The sequence below is a fragment of the Synergistes jonesii genome, assembly GCF_000712295.1.
In the GTDB taxonomy this organism is placed as follows: domain Bacteria; phylum Synergistota; class Synergistia; order Synergistales; family Synergistaceae; genus Synergistes; species Synergistes jonesii.
The window spans coordinates 1-1,764 of the sequence record NZ_JMKI01000033.1 but is presented as its reverse complement, the minus strand read 5'-3'; the positions used below and the strand labels follow the sequence as shown (position 1 = coordinate 1,764).

The following is a 1,764-nucleotide window of genomic DNA, read 5'->3' as shown; positions in this document are numbered from 1 at the left end:
AGCGGCTCAGGATGCTCGAAACGCTCTTCCCCGTCTATGGGAAATCTTCCGCGACGCTCTTGAAAGGGACGACAAAGAGCTTGCGCTGGAAATGTCTATAAAAAGGTTTAACTATCTGAAGGCTCTCGCGATACTGAGGAGCGGAGTCCCCGGCTTTCACACGGCTATCGCTTATTTATACTGAAGGATCACGAGATCTCGGATATCATCAGAATGATAGAGGACGTGCGGTACGACTACGACCGCCGTTCGGCGGCCCAGTACCTCATCAGACCTATATTAACCGGGGGTGAAACAGCATGGCAGTAATGAAAATGGTCGCGCTCACCATGATCGGGCCTCAGTCCGAGATGGAGCCGGTAGCGCGCCAGATGGTCCTCACAGGGGGATTCCAGCCGCTGCCGCTTGACATTCTTGTCAACGACCGCTCGCTGCGCGCGAAATTGACGACGGAGACGGCTAACCCATACGATGAGCTGCTGACGAAAATATCGACGATATGGAAAGTTGCAGGCGAAGCGATTCCATATCCGCAGCCCGTCACCATCACAAAGGATTTCACTTTGACATACGCGCGCATGATGGTCGACCAGACGTCGAAGAGGCTGCAAGTGTGGGACGAGCGCAGACGCGTGCTGACCGAGGAAAAGGAGCTCCTCAACGCCACGAAGATATTCGTGGAAGCGCTCGCAGGGACCGGATTTGGGCCGAAAGAGCTAGCTGACCAGCGCTTTGTGAAGATCTTCTTCGGCTGCCTTTCAAATGAAAATTATCACCGCCTTATAGAAAGCGGCTCAGAATCGCCGATAGTCATAAACGAGCTGACGATATCGAGCGGCAACACATGGTTGCTCGTACTCACGGTGCCGAGCTATGAAAAACCAGCAAAAAAACTGCTCGAAACGGTATATTTCAAAGAATTTTCATTAAACGAAATAGCAGGGCAGCTCAGCGGAGAAGACCCTCTCGCAGACGTCGAAAAGCGCATAGCCAACCACCAGCGCGCGATAAGCGGCCTTGCGAAGGCGGCCAAGGAGATGCTGCGCGAACACCGCGCCGACTATGAGCTTCTCTTCTCCCGCCTATACACGATGCAGCGCGTCTACGACGTATGCAAGGGGCACGGCGAGGTAAGCGGCATGTTCGTCCTGTCAGGCTGGATTCCCGCCGACACCTACGCCCAGATACGCATGACTCTCGCCGAAGAAGCGCCGATGACGACGCTCATGGCGGAGGATACGAAGGATATTTCCTATACCGGTATAAGGATTCCGACGAAGCTGAAGAACAACGCCTTCTTCCGCTCCTTCCAGGACATAGTCGCAATGTACAGCCTGCCTTCCTACGGTGAGATAGACCCGTCTCCAATCGTTGCGATCTCTTTCATACTTTTCTTCGGGTTCATGTTCGGCGACGTAGGGCACGGGCTTTTGATATTCCTCGGTTCGACGCTGCTCGTCAGGCGCGGCCTGATGCGCACTTCTCTCGGACAGGTCATGAGGCTCGCGGCGATTTCGTCGATGTCTTTCGGCGTGATGTACGGAAGTATCTTCGGCATCGAGGGGATCATCCCAGATTTGTGGCTCAATCCCATGCGCGACGTCAACACTCTGCTTGCGGTCTCCATAGGGCTCGGCGTTTTCATGATAAGCCTCGGCCTGATATTGAACATGATAAAGCAGTACCGAGCTAAGGACTTCGGGCGTCTGCTCTTCGACGGGCAGGGACTAGCCGGCCTCGCCCTCTACTGGACGCTATGCGCGC

At 54.7% G+C, this 1,764-nt stretch carries 1 protein-coding gene and 1 pseudogene; both read left to right on the top strand.

The window, feature by feature from the left end; genetic code table 11:
- A pseudogene (locus EH55_RS14735) lies at positions 1-184 on the top strand (hypothetical protein); the annotation flags it as partial.
- Between the two features lie 115 nt (positions 185-299).
- Positions 300-1,764 (top strand): V-type ATP synthase subunit I (locus EH55_RS07390; RefSeq protein ID WP_037976313.1); only part of this gene is annotated, 1,465 nt, incomplete at its 3' end.